Here is a 20,792-nt window from a genome sequence, read left to right as displayed (position 1 = left end):
ATGCTTATTCAGATAAAGAATGCAACTATAGTCAACGAAGGCGATGCTTTCGTTGGCTCTGTTATTATAGATGGCGACCGTATCAGCGAAATTGTCCGTGGAACGGATGCTGAAACATCACTTCCCATAGATGAAGTGATTGATGCTTCAGGGTGCTATTTGCTGCCCGGTGCCATAGATACCCACGTCCACTTCCGCGACCCGGGCCTCACCCATAAGGGCGATTTCCTCTCAGAGAGCAAGGCAGCGGCAGCAGGCGGGGTAACCACCGTGCTCGACATGCCCAACACCTTACCTCAGACCACATCACCGGACGCATTGAAGGCAAAAATGGAGATGGCTTCGCATAAGAGCGTGGTAAACTATGGCTTCTACATCGGTGCAACGAACGACAATGCAGAAGAATTGTTGCGCACCAACATCAGGCGCTACTGCGGCATCAAGATTTTCATGGGTGCCTCCACCGGGAATATGCTCGTAAACGACACTGCTGCGCTTGAACGCCTCTTTGAGAACGCGCGGGTGCCCATCGTGGTGCATTGTGAAGACTCCTCGCTTATCGATAAGAATGCACAGGCTGTCAGGGCAGAACATGGTGATGATGCCGACGTGTCCTTCCATAGTGAGATACGCTCGGAAGAAGCCTGTTTCAAGTCAACAGAACAAGCCGTCCGCCTTGCCCGGACTTACGGCACACGCCTGCACATCGCCCACGTCTCCACGGCACGCGAACTGGAACTCATCACCGAAGACTACCCCAACATTACCGCCGAGGCTTGCCTTTCCTACCTGCTTTTTACCAAAGACGACTACCGCACACTCGGATCGAGGATAAAATGCAACCCTGCCATTAAGACCGCCACCGACCGCGATGCTTTGCGACAGGGACTTAGCAATGGTAAGATTTTCACATTAGCCACCGACCATGCCCCTCACCGACTGAGCGACAAGAAGGGCGGCTGTTTCAAGGCGGCATCGGGCATTCCGATGATACAGTTTTCTCTCCTTTCGATGCTCGAAATGGTCAGCGAGGGTGTACTGAGCATAGAACGGTTGGCAGAACTGATGTGCCACCACCCTGCCCGACTGTTCAGCATAGACAATCGTGGTTTTATCCGCGAAGGCTACAAGGCAGACCTCGTACTCGTGCGTCCTCACGCACCATGGACACTCACACCCAACCGCATAGAGAGCAAATGCAACTGGAGTCCGCTCGAAGGCAAGACTTTCCATTGGCGCATCGAGCGCACTTTCTGCAACGGATTCCCTATCTATAACGGCAGATACATTACGAACGAAAATATTCGGGGGCAGGCTGTAACTTACGACAGATAGTCCTTTTCCACCTAAATTATGACATTACATTTTCCTCTTCGCGTACTGACGCCTTACATCAGTTGGTCCTACTTCTTCCATGCCTGGCAGATTTCTGCAAGGTTCTCAAAAGTGGCAGAAGTGCACGACTGCATGTCTTGCCGACAATCGTGGATTAACTCCTTTGAACGTGAAGCGGAACGGGCACAGGCGAAAGTAGCCTTGGATTTATATTCTGACGCACTAAAAACGATTGGAGAACTTGACGCTGAAGGCTATCAGGCATATGCCCAATACCAGATTTTTCCGGCATACAGTGATGGCGATGATATACTCGTCAACGGCAAGCGTTTGCCCTTCCTCCGTCAACAGACAGCCAGAGATGGTGCGCCCTATCTGTGTCTGGCAGATTTTATCCGTCCCCTCGGCAGCAAACTTCCGGCTACGCTTTCGAACGGCAAACCATCCGTAGAGGGCAATCTTGGCATTTTTGCTTCCGCTGTCGATGGCGAGATGGAAAGTTTGCATAAAGACGACCCATACAAAGGCATGCTCGTACAGACAGTTTGCGACCGCCTGGCAGAAGCCTGCACAGAAAAGATGCATCACTTTATCCGCACCGAGGATTGGAGTTATGCGCCAAACGAAGACCTGTCTATGCACGACATCCTGCTCGAGAAGTTCCAGGGCATCCGACCGGCTGTCGGCTATCCCAGCCTGCCCGACCAGAGCATTATTTTTCTTCTTGACGAACTCATCAACATGGCTGAAATCGGTATCAGCCTGACCGAAAGCGGTGCCATGCAGCCACATGCCTCAGTCTGCGGACTTATCTTCGCCCACCCCGCTACAAGATATTTCAACATCGGGAAAATCACCGAAGAGCAATTCACCGACTATGCAAAGCGTCGTGGGCTTCCACTTGAAACGATGCGAAAGTTTTTGGCTCGCGTAACAGACAACTGATTCAGGACATCACCATCATGTATCTTTCCCACATCTTCATTCTGATGCTTCTGCTGCCTTTGACAGCAGATATTCTGCTTTGGTTTGTTCTTCCGAGGAGAAAATGGCGTTGGATAAGTTTGATTCCCAACGCACTCATGTTGGTATTTTTCCTTATTTCTGCCATTTTAGAGAGTAAAGAAGCAGATTCGCAGATCTGCAGGATGTGGATAATCAGTGTAATCGTTACGCTTTGTACTGCCGAAATCATACTTCTGAGTTTTTTGCTCATTTCCCGTATTTTCAAGAAACGTCGTCTTCTTCGTCGCTCAATAATTGTCTGCGGTATCGGTATCTGTGCATTGTTTTTAGTCTATATGCTCTATGCTTTCACGCTCGGACAAAAGCAATATGTAACAACCGAACTCGAACTTACAGACAGGCGCATACCAAAGTCGTTCGACGGCTACCGCATAGCCTTCATCAGCGACCTGCACGTTGATACCCAGCACGGCACACCTTCTACCATTGACAGTATCGTTAATTACATCAATAGCACACATGCAGACTTGATTCTATTCGGGGGCGATATTGTGACTCATCATTCCGGACAGTTGGATGAATTTATCACTCCGCTTTCCAGATTAAGTGCGACGGATGGCGTTATATCCGTTCTTGGCAACCACGACTACATGGCATACACCAGTTGGAACAGCGATGAAGAACGCCTGAGAGATATTCAACGTCTTGTCAGCATGGAACGCGGCATGGACTGGAAAGTGTTGCTTAACAGGCACAGGACTATCCGCCGTGGTGGCGACAGTATTGCTATCATTGGCGTTCAGAACGACAGTGAGCGCGACGATGCCCGACATCCACGATTTGGCGACTTGAAGAAAGCCATGAGAGGTCTGAACGACTGTGTTTTCAAAATTCTTGTTTCGCACGATCCGTCGCATTGGCGTCGGAGTGTTGTAGAAAAGACAGACATACCTCTAACCTTATCTGGACACACACATGGCATGCAACTGAGTTTGCCTTTCGTAAATTTCGGGGCACTTTTTTTCAGAGAATACGCAGGAGCCTATCATGAAAAAGATCAAATGCTCTACGTTACGTCGGGTATTGGTACCTCGCTTATGCGTGCCCGATTTGTTGCCTGGCCAGAAGTGGTGGTTGTTACTTTGAGAAGCCGCTGAGTTGATTAGAATAAACAGAAATTCAACTTGCAAATTGAATTGATTTTGGCTCTTTTGAGCATCTTTACAAATATTTTTATATTTTTGTAATCGATACTCTTTTGAGGACTATTTTTCAACAAACCCTAATCAATTACCATAAATATGATGAACCCGAATACTATAAAGACCTTGATGTTAGGTTCTATTATGCCTACTATGGCATTAGCACAGACAGATCAGCCTAACATCATCATGTTCCTCGTTGACGACATGGGATGGCAGGAGACCTCCGTGCCTTTTTACAAGGAACGCACACTACTGAATGACCGCTACCGCACGCCTAACATGGAGCGTTTGGCGGCGATGGGTGTAAAATTCACCAATGCATACGCCTGCCCCGTTTCATCACCCTCGCGTTGCTCGCTGATGAGCGGTATGAATGCCGCCCGCCATCGTGTAACGAACTGGATTCACAGCGGCAACACTAATGCCAGCGGTGGTTCGCTGACCCTGCCCGACTGGAACTACAACGGCATACAGCCTTCCACTACGACCAAGTCAGCCGACCTCAATCACAGCACACTCGTTACTCCTCTGCCTCAACTACTCAAGGATGCCGGTTACACCACTATCCATATTGGTAAAGGCAACTTTGGCGCATCCGGCACCACAAGTTCCGACCCGAAAGGTCTCGGCTTCATGATTAACATTGGCGGTGGTGCAAATGGCGGACCTGGCAGTTATCTGGCTTCAGAGAACTATGGCAGCGGATCATACCATGTTGCCGGTCTTGAGGCATATTATGAAGGAGGCGTTTTCCTTACGGAGGCTCTCACACGCGAAGCGTTGAAGAAAATCCAGATTCCTATACGCAACAACAAGCCCTTCTTCCTCTATATGTCGCAATATGCCATCCATACACCTTACAATGCGGACGCCCGCTTCACCGGCAACTATATGAGCAATGGTGTGGGTGTTTACGACCAAATGCTTAAAGCCAACCTGAGTACTTCGGAAATCAACCATGCAGCACTCGTTGAGGGTATGGACAAGAGTCTGGGCGACATTCTGGACTTTCTTGAAGCCGACTCTGCTTTGGCAGCAAACACTATTCTCCTCTTCATGAGCGACAACGGCGGACAAGCGGTCAGTCCCCGTCAAGGACGCTATAACCACGACCAGAACTATCCTGCCCGCGGCGGCAAGGGTTCCGGCTACGACGGTGGCATCCACGAGCCTATGATAGCCTACTGGCCCGGTGTGACCGAAGGCGGCACAGTGAACGAGAACCGCATCATGATAGAGGATTTCTTCCCCACCATTCTCAGCCTCGCTGGTGTAACGAACTACGAGACGGTGCAGACTGTTGACGGCCGCGACTTCAGCGACATGCTCAAAAATCCCGGTATCAAGCGCGACCGCGTTACCATCTGGCATTATCCCAACCGTTGGGGCGAATCGGCTGACAAGTCGGAAGGTTATGGTACATATTCCGGATTGATGAAAGGCAACTATCACCTGCTCTATTTCTGGGAGAATCAGGAACTCCGTCTGTATGACCTCAGTCAAGACCCCGGCGAAGAAAACAATCTTGCCGACAGCAAGCCCGAACTGCTCAAGGCATTGGCACAGGAACTTACCGATTCGCTCATCAGCATGGATGCTCAGCGTCCTACCATTACCACAACCGGAGAAGTCGTTCCATGGCCCAACGCTGCCGAGCAGCAAGAGACATACGCTGCAGGCGACATTATTCCGCCCTCAAAGGTGGTAACGCTCAGCACAGACGAGAGCAAGACTTTCTACACCGTGGTTGACAACCGCAGCACGACATCCTACGAAGGTCCCTTCTTCTGGACGCTCGGTAATCAGTATGGCTTCAAAGCCGTTCAGGTAACGAACGAGAACTATGCAGAGGTGAATAAAGACAAAGCCACTGACCAATACTTCTTTTTCACTCAAGGCAAAGACGCCAAGTCGTTCAACATATTCACCTACGACGGTAAGAAGATGGACTATGTGCCCGGCACGACACGTACCAGTTACAGCGGCACCTCCACTGCCACTATGGACTACTTGCAGTACGACACGGAAAACAGCGGTGAGTTCAACTTCATCGTAACGAACTACACCGGTTACTATGGCATTCAGACCACAAATGGCGTTTTACTTTGTAATCGCGGTACAAGCCATGGCTCGGAAGACAACATGGGCTGGACCATCATGACTTACAGCGGCAATTCCACTTCCGACCAAGGCAGCCGCTACACCTTCATGGAGGCAGGCAAGTATGAAAAGCCCGTTGCTGCCGGCGATGTGGTAAAACCCAGCGAATCCATCTTCAAGATGAGCGACGACGAAGTGCACTATCTCTACAACATCTTGGACCACAGGGCAACACCTTTCTATTGGGTAGCCGGCGACTATATGGGACAGCCTGCACTTCAAATCACCTTAGACAGTTATGCAGAAACTGACTCCGCACGCCTGCAGCAGTTCTACTTCATGCCGGGCTCCACGGCTGATGCCTTCACCATGTACACAGCATCAGGCAGCCCCATTGCCTACATTTCCGGTCAGACACGCGGCAGTTGGAACAGCGGTGTCATCAGCAGCGACGGCACATACGACTTTATGCAATATCGTGCGAACACGGCGGGCAATCTTCAACTCATCAAGACCAATTATGATGGCTACTATGGCATCAAAGCGAATGGGATTCTTATCTCTGATAGAGGTTCAAGTCATGGGAGCGATGCCAATCGAAATTGGGTAATAATGACTTATAGCGGCAACACAATAAGCGATTTAGGCAGTCGCTATCGCTTCAACTATGTAGGCCTCGACTTTGCTACTGCTATCACACAGCCACCATTCGCACGCCCAGGAAATCCGGAAATCTACACTATTGATGGCAGAAAGGTCAACAACATCAACTCTCACGGTGTTTACATCATCCGCGAAAATGGTGTTACACGCAAGATTTTGAAGTAAATCCTGACGATTTGGTAAAAAAAAACTGCTGAAATAAGTTGGTTATTGTTAAAAAATGTATATTTTTGCACTTAAATAAATCCAGTACAAGGACATTATAATTTACACTATAAAAGAAACAACTTATTCTATTAACATTTAAAATTTCTGATTATGGAACAAACAAATGCACCTCAGGTGCCAGTAGCACCCAAAAAGTCTAAAACAATTGGTTTATGCAGTTTGCTTTTAGGTATTTTAGCGTTCGTTCTTCTCATAGCACTTCAACCATCAGAGGAAGGCTTAAAGTTTACCGCTGAAGGCATTGATGAATACATAAGCGGTTTTGAGACGGCAGCCATGGTTGGTCTAATCGTTGCCATTTTAGGCGTTATCGCAGGTATTTATGGCATCATAAAGAGTTCGAAAGGCCTTTCTATTGCTGGTATTATCATATCCTGTTTGGCATTGTTGCTTAGTGTTTACAAGTATCCGACTGAAGAGGAAGCCAAAGAAGTTAAAGCACAGTTTGGAGTACTACAAGATATAAAAGACAATGCAAACAAACAATTGGAAGAAATTGGTGATGCTGCAAAAAAAGAAATTGAAAAAATTGGTGAAGAAGGCAAAAAGAAGATAGAAGAAGCAGGTAATTAAACACCTGTAAAAGAATAATTCTTGAATTTACAAGCAGAGTGTATAAACCGCTATTTTGCGGAAATACATTCTGCTTTATTTTATTGATATTCGCAAAACGAACTGAAAGTCCATTTCAGCTTCCACCGATAGACAATTATCACGTGTCAGTTCATGTTTTTTGTTATTTTTGCAGTATGAAAGAGAGTGTGCTTGTAGTTTCTGACTTGTCTGTTGGTTATCGACGTCGTGTTGTGGCGTCGGGATTGTCGGGATGTCTGCCGGCAGGCAGCGTTACGGCATTGATAGGCAGGAACGGTACGGGTAAGAGCACCTTGCTCAAGACGCTCTGTGGGTTTCTGTCGCCGATGGGTGGTGAGATTATATGGCAGGGCAAACCGCTTTCGGACTACTCGCGCAGTGAACTTTCGCGTATGGTTTCAGTTGTTCTGACACACCGTCCCGACACAGAGATGCTCCTTGTTCGCGAAGTAGTAGAGATGGGGCGCATTCCTTATACGCCGTTCAGTGGTAAAATGCGCGCAGAAGATAAAGAGAAGGTAGATCAGAGCATGGCAATGGCTGGTGTGAGCCATCTTGAGCGACGACGTTTAGTTTCGCTCAGCGATGGCGAGCGGCAGCGCGTGATGATAGCCAAGGCTCTTGCGCAGGAGACTCCCGTCATCCTCCTCGACGAGCCCACTGCATTCCTGGACTATGTGGCAAAAGTGGAAATACTTCGTTTGCTGCGACAGTTGGCAAAGGAAGAGGGTAAGACCATATTACTCACCACTCACGACCTGCGGCAGTCTTTCAGCATTGCGGATGCGATTTGGGAGATGAGGGATGGGGGCATGACTGTTGGCACTCCGGATGATTTTCAGCAACTTTTGGATAAAAGCGAAACTTTTTGATGACTTGATACTATGATTGTTTGTATTGCAGAGAAACCCAGTGTGGCACGCGACATAGCGAATGTGCTTGGTGCGACAACCCGCCATGACGGTTACCTTGAGGGAAATGGCTATCAGGTTACATGGACATTCGGACATTTGTGCGAACTTAAGTCGCCGGAAGACTATACGCCAAACTGGAAGCGTTGGTCTCTTGGCAGTTTGCCCATGGTTCCGCAGCGCTTCGGCATACGGTTGAAGAACGACCGCGGTGTACGGCAGCAGTTTAAGGTGATAGAACGCCTGATGAAACATGCCGACAGCATCATCAACTGCGGTGATGCGGGCCAGGAAGGCGAACTCATCCAACGGTGGGTCATGCAGAAGGCAGGCGCAAAGTGTCCTGTGCAGCGCCTGTGGATATCATCGCTGACAGAGGAAGCCATCCGCGAGGGTTTCAACAGCCTGAAACCGCAAGACGACTACCAATCCCTCTATGAAGCCGGGTTGTGCCGCGCCATTGGTGATTGGTTGCTCGGCATGAATGCTACCCGTCTCTATACGCTAAAATATCGTCCAAACAACTATGGTCAACCTCCTCTTTCTGTAGGTCGTGTGCAGACACCCACTTTGGCACTCATTGTACGTCGGCAGGAAGAGATAGAAAACTTCAAACCAGAACCATATTGGGTGCTTACCACAGAATATCGCGATACGATTTTTACTGCCGTAATGGGACAACCTGATGAAGAATCTGCGGATGCTGAAAACAATAATGCAAAAACAAGCATAAATAAACGCGGTTTTTCCACAGAGGAAGAAGGCAGACAGGCGATGGAAAAGATAAAGAACGTGCCCTTTGAAGTAACGTCAGTTCAAAAAAAGAATGGCACAGAGGCTCCACCACGTCTTTTTGATCTAACATCGCTACAAGTGGAATGTAACAAGAAATTCGGTTATTCTGCCGACCAGACTCTGCAACTCATTCAAGCCCTTTATGAGAAGAAACTCACCACCTATCCCCGCGTAGATACCACTTATTTGAGCGATGATATCTATCCCAAATGTAAAGCCACACTAAACGGCATATCCAAGCAATACGGCGCATTGCTCCAACCCCTGCGCGGACAGCCTCTGCGCAAGAGCAAAAAGGTGTTCGACTCTTCGAAAGTAACCGACCACCACGCCATTATTCCCACCGGTCGCGAACCCGTCAACATGACCGACATGGAACGCAACGTTTTCGACCTCGTGGCGAAACGCTTTATAGCGAACTTCTATCCTGACTGTAAATTTGCCACTACCACTGTTCTGGGTCAGGCAGACGACGTGACTTTCCGCGTTTCAGGCAAAGTGATTCTTGAACCTGCCTGGCGCACCGTTTTCGCAAGCGATGCAAAGAGTGAAGATGACAAGAACGACGAGGAACGCACGTTGCCCGACTTCAGGGTTGGCGAGAGCGGTCCACACGAGCCCAACCTTGCCAGAAAAGAGACACAGCCGCCAAAGTATTATACCGAGGCCACACTTCTGCGCGCCATGGAAACGGCAGGTAAACTCGTGGACGACGAAGAACTCCGCGAGGCACTGAAAGAAAACGGTATCGGACGCCCATCCACTCGTGCAGCCATCATCGAGACACTTTTCCGGCGTGGCTATATCAGGAAACAACGCAAGTCGCTCTTCGCCACTCCGACAGGTGTAGAACTGATTGGTCTGATAAAGGAAGAGTTGCTGAAAAGTGCAGAACTGACAGGGCGTTGGGAAAAGAAACTGCGCGAAATTGAGCACCGGAAATACAGTGCTCCGCAGTTCATTGAAGAACTCAAGGTGATGGTTTCCGAGATTATTCAGGAAGTGATGTCGGACAACAGCAACCGCCACATTGCCCTTTCAGAGGTCCCTGATGGCAGCAAGAAAAGGTCCGGCAACAGCACATCTTCCACCAATGCGCCAAAACGTAAGATTATCCGCGCCGGTAGCACTTGTCCTGTCTGCGGTAAGGGTAAGGTTATCAAAGGACACACAGCGTACGGCTGCTCACGGTGGAAAGAAGGCTGTACATTCAGAAAACCATTCAAGAAGTAAGAATATTGACCTATATGGTATTTTTCTTCAAAAAAAATCTTTAACTTCGCAAACGTATTGCCAAGAACAGTAACACAGACGACAATTTAATTCAACAACATATTATGGCACAGACACCAGAATTCCACTATGCGCCGATGTTCCAACTCGGCCCCGACCAGACAGAATACTATCTCCTGACAAAGGACTACGTATCTGTAGGCGATTTTGAAGGGCATCCCATCCTGAAAGTGGAGCCCGAAGGACTGACAAAAATGATTAACCAAGCATTTCGCGACGTATCATTCCTGCTTCGTCGTTCGCACAACGAACAAGTGGCAAAGATACTTTCCGATCCTGAAGCCAGCGACAACGACAAGTATGTGGCACTTACCTTCCTGCGCAACGCCGAAGTGAGCGCCAAGGGGCAACTGCCCATCTGCCAGGACACCGGCACCGCCATAGTGCATGGCGAAAAGGGTCAGCAAGTGTGGACAGGCTTTGAAGACGAAGAAGCCATAGCCAAAGGTGTTTACAAGACTTACACAGAAGAGAACCTGCGCTATTCGCAGAATGCTCCTCTCGACATGTACAACGAGGTAAACACCCGCTGCAACCTGCCCGCTCAGATTGACATCGAAGCCACGGAAGGTATGGAATATAAGTTCCTTTGCGTTACAAAAGGCGGCGGTTCTGCCAACAAGACCTACCTTTATCAGGAAACGAAAGCCATCCTCAATCCGCAGACGCTTGTGCCTTTCCTCGTCAGCAAGATGAAGACACTCGGCACGGCAGCCTGCCCACCTTATCACATTGCATTTGTTATTGGTGGCACGAGTGCAGAAAAGAACCTGCTCACGGTGAAACTCGCTTCTACGCATTTCTATGACGAACTGCCTACTACGGGCGATGAAACAGGTCGTGCATTCCGTGATGTAGAACTCGAAAAGCAACTGCTCGAAGAAGCACATAACATCGGTCTTGGTGCACAGTTCGGCGGCAAATACTATGCGCACGACATTCGTGTGGTACGTCTGCCGCGTCATGGTGCCAGTTGCCCGGTAGGTCTCGGTGTGAGTTGCTCCGCCGACCGCAACATCAAATGCAAGATCAACAAAGACGGCATCTGGATTGAGAAGATGGACGACAATCCCGGCAGCCTTATTCCTGCAGAACTGCGCGAAGCCGGTGAAGGTGGCGGTGTGAGTATTGACCTCAACCGCCCGATGGACGAGGTACGCGCCGAACTGACGAAATATCCAGTCTCGACACGTCTCTCGCTGAACGGCACCATCATCGTTGCCCGTGACATCGCACACGCAAAACTCAAGGAGCGCCTCGATGCCGGTCAGGATTTGCCCGACTATTTCAAGAAGCATCCTGTGCTCTATGCCGGTCCGGCAAAGACACCAAAGGGTCTGCCTTGCGGTTCGATGGGTCCCACGACGGCGGGACGTATGGACCCCTACGTTGACTTGTTCCAGTCGCATGGCGGCTCGATGGTGATGATAGCCAAGGGTAACCGCTCACAGCAAGTAACCGACGCCTGTCACAAGCACGGCGGCTTCTATCTCGGATCTATCGGTGGTCCCGCAGCCATCCTCTCGCTGAGCAGCATCAAGAGCATCGAATGTGTGGAATACCCCGAACTCGGCATGGAAGCCATCTGGAAGATAGAAGTGGAAAACTTCCCAGCGTTCATCCTTGTGGACGACAAGGGCAACGACTTCTTCCAAACCGTGAGGCCGCGTTGCACAAAGTGCTGATTGCAGAATCAGGTTAAGACTTCTCAGGCAGTTGCAATAAGTTTTTATTGCGACTGCTTTTTTGTTGAGGTTGCGACTGAGTCACAACATACGGAGACGGAAAGATATATAAGAAAAGCCTAATGACTTATTTGGGTAAAAAGGATTAAAACATTAACTTTGCATCATTCCGTCCGACAAATAAAAAAAACATGATATCATGAACAAAAGAGTCGTTTTATCATCGATGCTGTCAGTGTGTCTGATGTGCCTTCCCGTGAGCATGTCGGCAGACGGCATTGTAAAGAGTGAGAAGAAGAATGCCAACACGACAGTGTTGACATACGACTCCGGTAAGCAACTCACTGTTGACTTTTTCGGTCCCAACATTTTCCGACTGTTTCTTGATCCTAACGGTGGTGCAGTGAGAAATCCTCAGGCGAGTCCGGAGGCTCAAATACTCGTAAACAATCCTCGTAAAGACGTGGGCAGCGTCGATATCAGTGAAGTAAATGGCACTTTACAGATTTCTACGCCACAGGTTTGCCTGAGTTTCAACAAAGCGAGCGGCCTCCTCAGTGTAACCGACTTGCGAAGTGGCAAACTTGTGCTGAACGAGACGACTTTTCCTGCGTTTGACGCTAAAAAAACCACTCTGACGTACAGTGCGAACTCTGACGAATACTTTTATGGCGGTGGCATTCAGAACGGGCGTTTCTCTCATAAAGGTAAGTCCATCGCCATAGAGAACACTAACAACTGGGTGGACGGCGGAGTGGCAAGCCCTACCCCATTCTACTGGTCAACGGCTGGCTACGGTCTGATGTGGCACACGTTCAAGCCTGGTCGCTATGATTTCGGTGCAACGACTGAAGGCATTGTGGAACTGTCGCACAACGAGGGCTATCTTGATGTGTTCATCATGGTGGATGAAACACCAGTGGCACTTCTCAACGACTTCTACCAACTCACGGGCAATCCCGTTCTTCTTCCTAAGTTCGGTTTCTATGAAGGTCATCTCAATGCCTACAACCGCGACTATTGGACAGAACACGAGAATGGCTTTATGGCTTATGAGGACGGCAAGCGCTACAACGAGAGCCAGAAGGACAATGGCGGCATCAAGGAAAGCCTCAACGGCGAAAAGAACAACTATCAATTCTCTGCACGTGCTGCCATAGACCGCTATCTGAACAACGACATGCCTCTTGGCTGGTTCCTGCCAAACGATGGTTATGGCACAGGGTATGGTCAGACAGGCAGCCTTGACGGGAATATACAGAACCTGAAAGCGTTCGGCGAGTATGCTCAATCGAAAGGTGTGGAAATCGGTCTTTGGACACAGAGCGACCTCTATCCGAAAGAAGGTATTGAGCCATTGTTGCAACGCGACATTACGAAAGAAGTGGGTACTGCCGGTGTGCGTGTGCTGAAGACAGACGTGGCATGGGTAGGAGCCGGCTACAGTTTTGGTCTGAACGGCATTGCGAACGTGGCAGAGGTAATGCCTCGTGAAGGCAATGATGCCCGTCCTTTCATCATCAGTCTTGACGGCTGGGCAGGTACTCAGCGCTATGCCGGCATCTGGACCGGCGACCAGACGGGTGGCGACTGGGAATACATCCGCTACCACATTCCCACATTCATCGGTTCCGGCCTGAGCGGTCAGCCTAACATCACGAACGACATGGACGGTATTTTCGGCGGTAAGAACATGGCTGTCAACGTTCGTGAATTCCAATGGAAGACATTCACGCCAATGGAACTGAACATGGACGGTTGGGGCAGCAATCCGAAGTATCCTCAGGTGCTTGGCGAGCCTGCCACAACGATTAACCGCACATATCTTAAACTGAAATCGGCGCTCATGCCCTACACCTACAGTATCGCGCACGAAGCCATCGACGGCAAGCCCATGATTCGCGCACTGTTCCTCGACTATCCGAATGCCTATACACTCGGCACGAAGACTGAGTACGAATTCCTCTATGGTCCTTCGTTGCTCGTTGCGCCCATCTATAAGAACACTGCTGCGGACAAGGACGGCAACGACGTGCGGCACGGCATCTATCTGCCTGAAGGACGCTGGGTGGACTTCTACAATGGCGAAGTGTATATGGGCAACTGCATCATCAACGACTATGCATCACCGCTCTGGAAACTTCCAGTATTCGTGAAAGAAGACGCTATTATCCCCATGACGCTTCCACACAACACGCCCAATGAAATGCGCAACGACCTGCGCATATACAACATCTATGCGGCTAAGGGAACAACATTCAGCGAATATGACGACGACGGCAAGACACAAGCCTATCTCCGCGGCGAAAGCACAGAGACACAGATTGAAACGAAAGTAGAAAACGATGTTTTGACAATTAACGTCGGTCCCACTACTGGTAATTTCAAGAGTTTCGTTGCTTCAAAACAGACACAGTTTGTTGTTAACACTTCTGCAATGCCAAAAGAAGTGGTTGCAACGATTGGCGGCAAGAAAGTGAAACTCAAGAAAGTAGCCGATGCTGACATTCTCGCAAAAAAGGCTAATTCATGGTGTTATGCCACAGGCAGACAATGGCAGTTCTTTACCACGCCCAACAGTGGTTTTACAGCCCCTGATGCGCCTGCCAATCCTCAAATTCTCATCAACCTCGGCAAGGCTGACGTGCGTGCCGCCACAGTTGTTACGATACGTGGGTTTGCGCCACTCGCCCTCTCCGTTTACGACACGAACAATGCAGCAGAGACACTTGCCGCCCCAAACGTGAAGTTCACGGAAGAGGATGTGAAAGCCTATGACGTTACTCCTACGTGGGATGCCGTGAATGGCGCCGACTATTATGAGATTCGCCATGCAGGACAGACTTATTCCACCATTCGCAACACGCGCCTCAACTTCAACGAACTGAGTCCTGAAACGGCATACGACTTTGAAGTGCGCGCTGTGGGCAAGGCGGGTGTTTCGCCATGGACAAAGGCTACTATAACTACCACTTCCGACCCACTGAAATGGGCTGTAAATGGCGTTACGGCACACACGTCCTTCCAGGATCAAGGCGGTCAGGGTGTGAACAACCTGTTCAAGCGCGACGAGAAGGCGGGCTGGCACTCGAAATGGGGCAAGGGTGAAGCCATTCCGGGCGATGTTACGATTGACCTGCACAGTGTGAACCAACTTGAGAAACTCGTTTACGTTCCTCGTCCCGATGCGGGCAACGGCACCATACTTGAGGGCACTTACTCTCTTAGTACAGACAAGCAGACCTGGTCGGCGCCTGTTGCTTTCACTTGGGAAAGGAACGGTGAAGAAAAGTCCATCAATCTTGGTGGCGACGCGACGGCTCGCTACATCCGCCTCCACCTGAGCAAAGCTGTGGGCAACTTTGCAAGCGGACAGAAGATGCACATCTTCAAGGTGCCCGAAAGCGAGAGCCTGCTTCAAGGCGACATCAACCGCGACAAGCGCATCGACGAGAACGACCTCACCTCTTACATGAACTACACCGGGCTTCGTCGTGGCGATGGCGACTTCGACTATGTGAGCATCGGCGACATCAACCAGAACGGTCTTATCGATGCCTACGACATCAGTGTGGTTACGACACAACTGGACGGTGGTGTAAGAGAATCGAACGACCACTGCAGCGGCACTCTCGTTCTTACGCCCGACAAGGAGACCTTCAAGGCAGGTGATGACATCTGCGTTACGGTAAGCGGAAAGGATTTGCACTATGTGAACGGCCTCAGCTTCGGCCTGCCATACGATGCTACTGAACTGGAATATGTGGGCATAGAACCCGTCGGCATGAAGAACATGGCCAACCTTACCTACGACCGCCTGCACACCAACGGCACAAAGCAACTCTACCCCACATTCGTGAACCGCGGCAATGAATTCCTGCTCGACGAAAACAGCGACACGCTGTTCGTACTGAAGTTCCGCGCCAAGAAGAACGGCACATTCACGCTTCAACCCATCGACGGCATGCTCGTTGACCGTAACCTCGGCACGAAGGCTTTCTGAGGCAGGGGAAATATCAGAACGCATCAAGGCTGCTCTTTCTTTGAGTGGCCTTGATTTGTTTTATTGGAGTTGTCGGAGTAATCGGAATTATCGGACTGGTCGTACGAAAAAACATCCCACGGTGTTTGCCGCGGGATGTATGCATTGTGCAAAGAAACGATGCTTACTTGAGAGCGATGCTGTTCAAGATACCTTTCACCTCTTCGTTTGTGATGGGGTCGGTGTCTGTCCTGTTAGTGCTCACGACAATCTTCACACTCTTACTTGCATCAGCACCTTGCGGAGCAATGATGAAGTAAGAATTGTCGTTTTCTTTCTTCAGAACAGTCAACTTGCCTCCCTGAACTTCAATTTCTTCAGTCTTCTTGTAATTGCCGCCTTCTGGGTTAAGGTTGTATTCCAATGCTTTTTCATAACCTTCAGTACTTTCTTCGACTTTTACAAAGAATTTGACTTTTTCGTCCTGATTCTTCATTTCCACCTTTCCTTCTTCATCTGTAGTTACTTCCCAAGTTTTAGGCTTTGTAACGCTGAAATGAGTTTTCTCGATGGTTGTGCCTTCAATCTTTGGGGCTTCAGCAGGTGCTTCGCCAGACTTATCGCCTTCTGTCTTTGTGCCGCCACAGGACGCCATTGTTACTGCAAGAGCAGCAAATGCGAATAATGCAAAAAATTTCTTCATGTCTTTTAATTTTTTTGGGGTTAATGGTTAATTCGATAATCTTTATTTGGCAAAGTTATTGTTTCGGAGGTAATAATCCAAATTTTATGGCATAAATAAGTGCTTTGTAAAAAAAACGTTGTAAGTTTGCAACAACCAATTCCTTACGATTATGAAAGAACAGGCTTTTCACATTCCATACGTTGTGCTCACGGCGGATGAACTGAGCGAAGCAGACCGGCTGCTGGTGGAGCGTGCCAAGGAGGCTACTTTTACGAGTTATGCCCCCTATTCACACTTTAGCGTCGGTGCTGCCGTGCAGATGGCTAACGGTGAGATTGTCAGCGGTTCCAATCAGGAGAATGCAGCATCTCCGAGCGGTACATGTGCTGAGCGTTGCACGGTGTTTTATGCCGGTGCACGTTATCCCGACGAGGCGGTTGTCAGCATTGCTGTTGCCGCGCGCAACGAAAGCGGAGAATTTACCCGTCAGCCTATATCTCCCTGCGGTGCCTGCCGGCAAGTGTTGGCAGAGACGGAGAACAGGCAGCATCAGCCTCTTCGCATTCTGCTCTATGGCACAGAGGGCACATATTTGCTTGAAGGTATTGCTTCCCTACTCCCTTTCCATTTCAGCAGCGAGTCGATGGACATAGATAAATAAAGGGGGCAATCTTCGCACGTTGCACTTGCTTGAAGTTAACGAAGTTAGCGAAGTTAAAGAAGTTAAAGAAGTTAACGACGATACTTTAGACCAATAAAAAATAAAACACAGAAAGGCATCAGATAAAGGTAATGTCGTTAATTTCGAGCAAAGTGATAACTTCGACAACTTCAATAACTTCAGAAAGTTGAGTAAAGGAGTGTATAGTTTTAATGTATTTCACTCTTGGAATGATAGCCATCGCCGATTGTAATAATTTCTTTGTGAGTTGCGAGCGCGTGTTTCAGCCCGTACTCCGCAATGTTCCCGTCGTTGTGCTTTCTAACAACGACGGTTGCGTTATTGCACGTTCGAACGAGGCTAAGCGGCTCGGCATCAAGATGGGTGTGCCTTTCTATCAGGTGAAGCATCTTGTCAAGACTGCCGGTCTGCAGGTGCGGTCTTCAAATTTTCCGCTTTATGGCGATATGTCCGACCGCGTGACAGCCATTATCCGCAGGCATTTTCCCCGCATCGAGAAATACAGCATCGATGAATGTTTTATGGACGTAGAGGGCATCAGTGACGTTGTGCCATACTGCACGAAACTGCGGCAGACAGTGGGCAAATGCACGGGCATTCCCATCAGTATTGGCATAGCGCCGACAAAGACGCTGGCAAAGATTGCGAGCCATTTTGCGAAGCGCTATCCGGGTTATCAGGGTGTTTGCATGATTGAGCGTGCAGAACAGCGCGAGAAGGCATTGCGGCTCACACCGATAGACGATGTATGGGGCGTCGGGCGGCGGAATGCGAAGAAATTGCTTGCGATGGGTGTGAAAACGGCATTCGACCTTACCCTTTGGCGCGAGAATCGCGTGAGGAGTGTGCTCAATCTGCCCGGGGTACAGATGTGGCGCGAACTGCAGGGCATTCCCCAGATTTCGCTTCAGACGCCTGCGGCAAAGAAGCAAATCAGCACTTCCCGCACATTCAACGAGAGTTTTTCCGACCGAGATATTCTTCGCCAGCGCATTGCAGATTTTGCATCACTCTGCGCCGAGCGTCTGCGTAAGGACGGCAGTGCGGCACGGAGCATTACATCATATATACAAACGAACCGCTTTCGCGAGGATCAGGCGCAGTACAGCAATGCTGCGCGCGTAGTGCTTGACGTGGCGACGAGCGATGTCCGCGAACTTGTCAGCGCAGCCGCAAAAGCCTTCGACGCCATCTATCGCGAGGGCTATTTGTATAAACGCGCAGGCGTGATACTTGGCGACATAGAGCACGGCGCGATTCAGGCGCATCTGTTCGACAATGTGGATCGTGAGAAACAAGAGCGGCTGCTTGAAGCGGTGGATTACGTCAAAGGAAAAGAGGGGCACGAAATGCTACAGGTGGCAGCCCAAAGCGAAATGCTGCACCACCTCAGCCGCGACTTCCTCTCACCACGATTTACTACATCGCTTGAGGACGTTATTCTTGTTGGGGCGGCAGATGGGGTGGTTTTTGGGTAGGAGGGGGTTACTGATTCATGATTAACTGATCAACGAGTTTTGCTATAGACAAAACATCTTTTTGAGTAAACTGCTCTATCTCACTATTTTCAATTAAATTAGGATGAGTAAAACTATTACGTTTCACTACAATTTCAAACGCGTCAGAATTATAACATCCAACAATATAGAGCGTATTACAAATTTTTTGAAAATACGGAAGCTTAGGATTTTCTTTATCAAATTCCAATATATTGTTTCGATAAGGTTCTTCAAATTGCTTACTATTGAATTTCAGCAATATAGAATCACTCTTTCTCGTTTTAAAAAACGAGCGTACAAAGTAACCTTTTTCATCTTTTTCTACTACAGGCTCCGTTTCTATCCATTCATTTGCAGTGGCTTCAATTATGCGAAAAAGATTCATAAAGGCTGTAGCAAATGGATATTTTAGATTCTGAGAGAATAGAGCATCCTCTGTCATTGTTAACAAGGTTCTTACAGCCCTTTCATATTCCATATTAATCTTCTTTCTTCGCCTCAACATTTCGAGTTGTTTCTTCTCATTCTGAAACTTTTCCCAAAGCGCTTTCCTATAAATATTACAAGAACATCTCGATAGATTATCTACAAATTGAGATATTACATCTTTTGTGAAAGAACTGTCGATAGAATTTTCTGGTGCCTCCTTTATGATAAATCCATCAGCCTCTGCTTTCTGTAGCTCTTGTAAATTCCAAATTTTATTTGTCGCAGAGAACATTAAGACCTGTATGCCTCTATTATGATTTTTTATTTCTTTTAGAAGCTTATATCCTGTCATATTTTTGACAGACTCGTCAAAATCTATCGGATTCAAACGAAGATCTAAAATAACAATATTAATGTCGTTGTCATTTTTAATCTTGTCCATAACAAGAGAAATAATTTGTTCTTGAGATAGCCCATTTAATTCGTCTCCAATATAATCAGGCACAATCCCATTAACATCAGAAAGAATATGACAAATTAATTCATACCACCCCTTATCTGCTTCATCATCAACGAGCACTACATTTATATCCATTTGCTCAGTCTTTTTTAATCGCAAGTAATCGTCTTTCATATAAGATATTTCTGATTCAGGATATAATATAGTCAAATACTTGAAATATAATGATGTGTATATATCCTCATTGTTTTTCTTTATATCTTTATCCCAATCTCCCAAGGTCTTTGACCAACGATATATACTCCATTTATTAACGACACTATGATTATCACCGATATTGGTTGGAATCGGCAGGTAAATCTTATTTATTTCACGGCCTATTGAAAGTGTTGTTAAGGAATCAGAAAGACTACCAACTAAAGATTTATTATCTGACTGAATTAGACGAACTCCAGAAAGTTTTAACACATCGAAGCACTCATTATTTATAAGTTCATCAATACTAGATACGCCATAAATAAAAATTGGTGTTCTTTGATTTATTGTTTTTGTTAACCTAATATGTAAGGCCAACCGTAATCCTAGATAATCAGACCATACATTTCCAAAGTAAAGAGGGATGTAGATAACATCATAAAATACATTTGATAAAAAGTGCCTTACAAAGCTATCCAACTCGATGTCAGATATTTGCTTTTGTAGTTTTTCTTCACTAAAGAAATCCCAATTCTTGGTTAATTGGCTATCATTAAGGAATGGGACTTCATCTATATTATCTTGTGCTATTGCAAAAAACATTTTCTTATTAGAAGAAAAGTCACTGCCAAAATCATCTTTTGTATTTTGTATTTTGCAACTTTTTACCCGTTGGCGAATTTCTTCTTCTATAATGTCATTTTCTCCAAATGCAAGAGTTCTAAAGGATTGAAAAGTCTTGCAGTTCGTCTTCACAAAGGTAGCAAGATTCGCATATAACACATTGGGCGGCAACATACAAATATTATCTTCAACAAATCTTGCGTTTTTACTTCCACTAAAAAAAGCTATAGGCAGTTTGTTTTCATTAAGCAGGGTATGAAAATCCCTTTCCCAATTATCTAATGGGAAAGATTCGTGTATGAGTAGGACATTATCATTATTAAATATATTTTTATACCTTTCCTTTAATTCGTGAACATCCCGTATATGAATTAAAAACTCAGAATATTCTTGAAACATTTTTTCATCCCATCCATAGTCTCTCTGCCTTGATTCTTTATCGTCAATTAAGTAAATCATAC

The 20,792-nt window shown here is 47.7% G+C and carries 13 protein-coding genes; 11 read left to right on the top strand and 2 right to left on the bottom strand.

All coding sequences use genetic code 11. The annotated features are described in order from the left end of the window. The 9 genes from C7Y71_RS11435 to C7Y71_RS11395 all read left to right on the top strand — a co-directional run bounded on the left by C7Y71_RS11435 (window position 1) and on the right by C7Y71_RS11395 (window position 15,778). A complete protein-coding gene (locus C7Y71_RS11435; protein WP_111899088.1) occupies window positions 1-1,335 on the top strand; it encodes a dihydroorotase in 1,335 nt (444 codons plus the stop codon). Between the two features lie 18 nt (window positions 1,336-1,353). Continuing rightward, on the top strand, window positions 1,354-2,280 hold the full coding sequence (locus C7Y71_RS11430) for a vitamin B12 dependent-methionine synthase activation domain-containing protein (RefSeq protein ID WP_111899087.1): 927 nt from the start codon (window positions 1,354-1,356) through the stop codon (window positions 2,278-2,280). 17 nt (window positions 2,281-2,297) lie between these two features. Beyond that, window positions 2,298-3,458 (top strand): metallophosphoesterase, encoded by a 1,161-nt coding sequence (locus C7Y71_RS11425; RefSeq protein WP_111899086.1) that lies wholly within the window; start codon window positions 2,298-2,300, stop codon window positions 3,456-3,458. Window positions 3,459-3,602: 144 nt separating this feature from the next. Continuing rightward, window positions 3,603-6,434: a sulfatase-like hydrolase/transferase gene (locus tag C7Y71_RS11420; RefSeq protein ID WP_226943481.1), complete on the top strand. Its 2,832-nt coding sequence runs from the start codon at window positions 3,603-3,605 to the stop codon at window positions 6,432-6,434. 153 nt (window positions 6,435-6,587) lie between these two features. Then, window positions 6,588-7,070, top strand: a complete 483-nt coding sequence (locus tag C7Y71_RS11415) for a hypothetical protein (RefSeq protein WP_111899085.1) — start codon at window positions 6,588-6,590, stop codon at window positions 7,068-7,070. A gap of 176 nt (window positions 7,071-7,246) precedes the next feature. Further along, on the top strand, window positions 7,247-7,963 hold the full coding sequence (locus C7Y71_RS11410; protein WP_111899084.1) for an ABC transporter ATP-binding protein: 717 nt from the start codon (window positions 7,247-7,249) through the stop codon (window positions 7,961-7,963). A gap of 12 nt (window positions 7,964-7,975) precedes the next feature. After that, window positions 7,976-10,030 (top strand): DNA topoisomerase 3, encoded by a 2,055-nt coding sequence (locus C7Y71_RS11405; protein ID WP_111899083.1) that lies wholly within the window; start codon window positions 7,976-7,978, stop codon window positions 10,028-10,030. 104 nt (window positions 10,031-10,134) lie between these two features. Then, window positions 10,135-11,775, top strand: a complete 1,641-nt coding sequence (locus C7Y71_RS11400; protein ID WP_111899082.1) for a fumarate hydratase — start codon at window positions 10,135-10,137, stop codon at window positions 11,773-11,775. 199 nt (window positions 11,776-11,974) lie between these two features. Beyond that, window positions 11,975-15,778, top strand: coding sequence for a TIM-barrel domain-containing protein (locus tag C7Y71_RS11395; RefSeq protein WP_111899081.1), 3,804 nt, complete (start codon window positions 11,975-11,977; stop codon window positions 15,776-15,778). Between the two features lie 163 nt (window positions 15,779-15,941). Here C7Y71_RS11395 and C7Y71_RS11390 read toward each other — a convergent pair whose 3' ends face one another. Continuing rightward, window positions 15,942-16,460 carry a hypothetical protein gene (locus C7Y71_RS11390; RefSeq protein ID WP_146739475.1) on the bottom strand — a complete coding sequence of 173 codons (519 nt, stop codon included), beginning with the start codon at window positions 16,458-16,460 and terminating at the stop codon, window positions 15,942-15,944. 151 nt (window positions 16,461-16,611) lie between these two features. Between C7Y71_RS11390 and C7Y71_RS11385 the strand changes: the two genes are divergently transcribed. Next, window positions 16,612-17,103 (top strand): cytidine deaminase, encoded by a 492-nt coding sequence (locus C7Y71_RS11385; protein WP_111899079.1) that lies wholly within the window; start codon window positions 16,612-16,614, stop codon window positions 17,101-17,103. Window positions 17,104-17,315: 212 nt separating this feature from the next. Next, entirely contained in the window at window positions 17,316-18,602 is a 1,287-nt protein-coding gene (locus tag C7Y71_RS11380) for a Y-family DNA polymerase (protein WP_111899078.1), read from the top strand. 7 nt (window positions 18,603-18,609) lie between these two features. Here the strand turns inward: C7Y71_RS11380 and C7Y71_RS11375 are convergent, their stop codons facing one another. After that, a complete protein-coding gene (locus C7Y71_RS11375; RefSeq protein WP_111899077.1) occupies window positions 18,610-20,790 on the bottom strand; it encodes a response regulator in 2,181 nt (726 codons plus the stop codon). Window positions 20,791-20,792 lie beyond the last annotated feature (2 nt).

The sequence above is a fragment of the Pseudoprevotella muciniphila genome (assembly GCF_003265305.2).
Lineage (GTDB): Bacteria > Bacteroidota > Bacteroidia > Bacteroidales > Bacteroidaceae > Alloprevotella > Alloprevotella muciniphila.
The sequence above is the reverse complement of the archived record's forward strand: the minus strand, read 5'-3'. Positions and strand labels throughout refer to the sequence as shown.

Coding starts and splice junctions, on each gene's coding strand:
- C7Y71_RS11390 (WP_146739475.1), bottom strand. CDS start 16,460: ATGAAGAAATTTTTTGCATTATTCGCATTTGCTGCTCTTGCAGTAACA.
- C7Y71_RS11395 (WP_111899081.1), top strand. CDS start 11,975: ATGAACAAAAGAGTCGTTTTATCATCGATGCTGTCAGTGTGTCTGATG.
- C7Y71_RS11420 (WP_226943481.1), top strand. CDS start 3,603: ATGATGAACCCGAATACTATAAAGACCTTGATGTTAGGTTCTATTATG.
- C7Y71_RS11385 (WP_111899079.1), top strand. CDS start 16,612: ATGAAAGAACAGGCTTTTCACATTCCATACGTTGTGCTCACGGCGGAT.
- C7Y71_RS11380 (WP_111899078.1), top strand. CDS start 17,316: ATGTATTTCACTCTTGGAATGATAGCCATCGCCGATTGTAATAATTTC.
- C7Y71_RS11400 (WP_111899082.1), top strand. CDS start 10,135: ATGGCACAGACACCAGAATTCCACTATGCGCCGATGTTCCAACTCGGC.
- C7Y71_RS11435 (WP_111899088.1), top strand. CDS start 1: ATGCTTATTCAGATAAAGAATGCAACTATAGTCAACGAAGGCGATGCT.
- C7Y71_RS11375 (WP_111899077.1), bottom strand. CDS start 20,790: ATGATTTACTTAATTGACGATAAAGAATCAAGGCAGAGAGACTATGGA.
- C7Y71_RS11410 (WP_111899084.1), top strand. CDS start 7,247: ATGAAAGAGAGTGTGCTTGTAGTTTCTGACTTGTCTGTTGGTTATCGA.
- C7Y71_RS11405 (WP_111899083.1), top strand. CDS start 7,976: ATGATTGTTTGTATTGCAGAGAAACCCAGTGTGGCACGCGACATAGCG.
- C7Y71_RS11415 (WP_111899085.1), top strand. CDS start 6,588: ATGGAACAAACAAATGCACCTCAGGTGCCAGTAGCACCCAAAAAGTCT.
- C7Y71_RS11430 (WP_111899087.1), top strand. CDS start 1,354: ATGACATTACATTTTCCTCTTCGCGTACTGACGCCTTACATCAGTTGG.
- C7Y71_RS11425 (WP_111899086.1), top strand. CDS start 2,298: ATGTATCTTTCCCACATCTTCATTCTGATGCTTCTGCTGCCTTTGACA.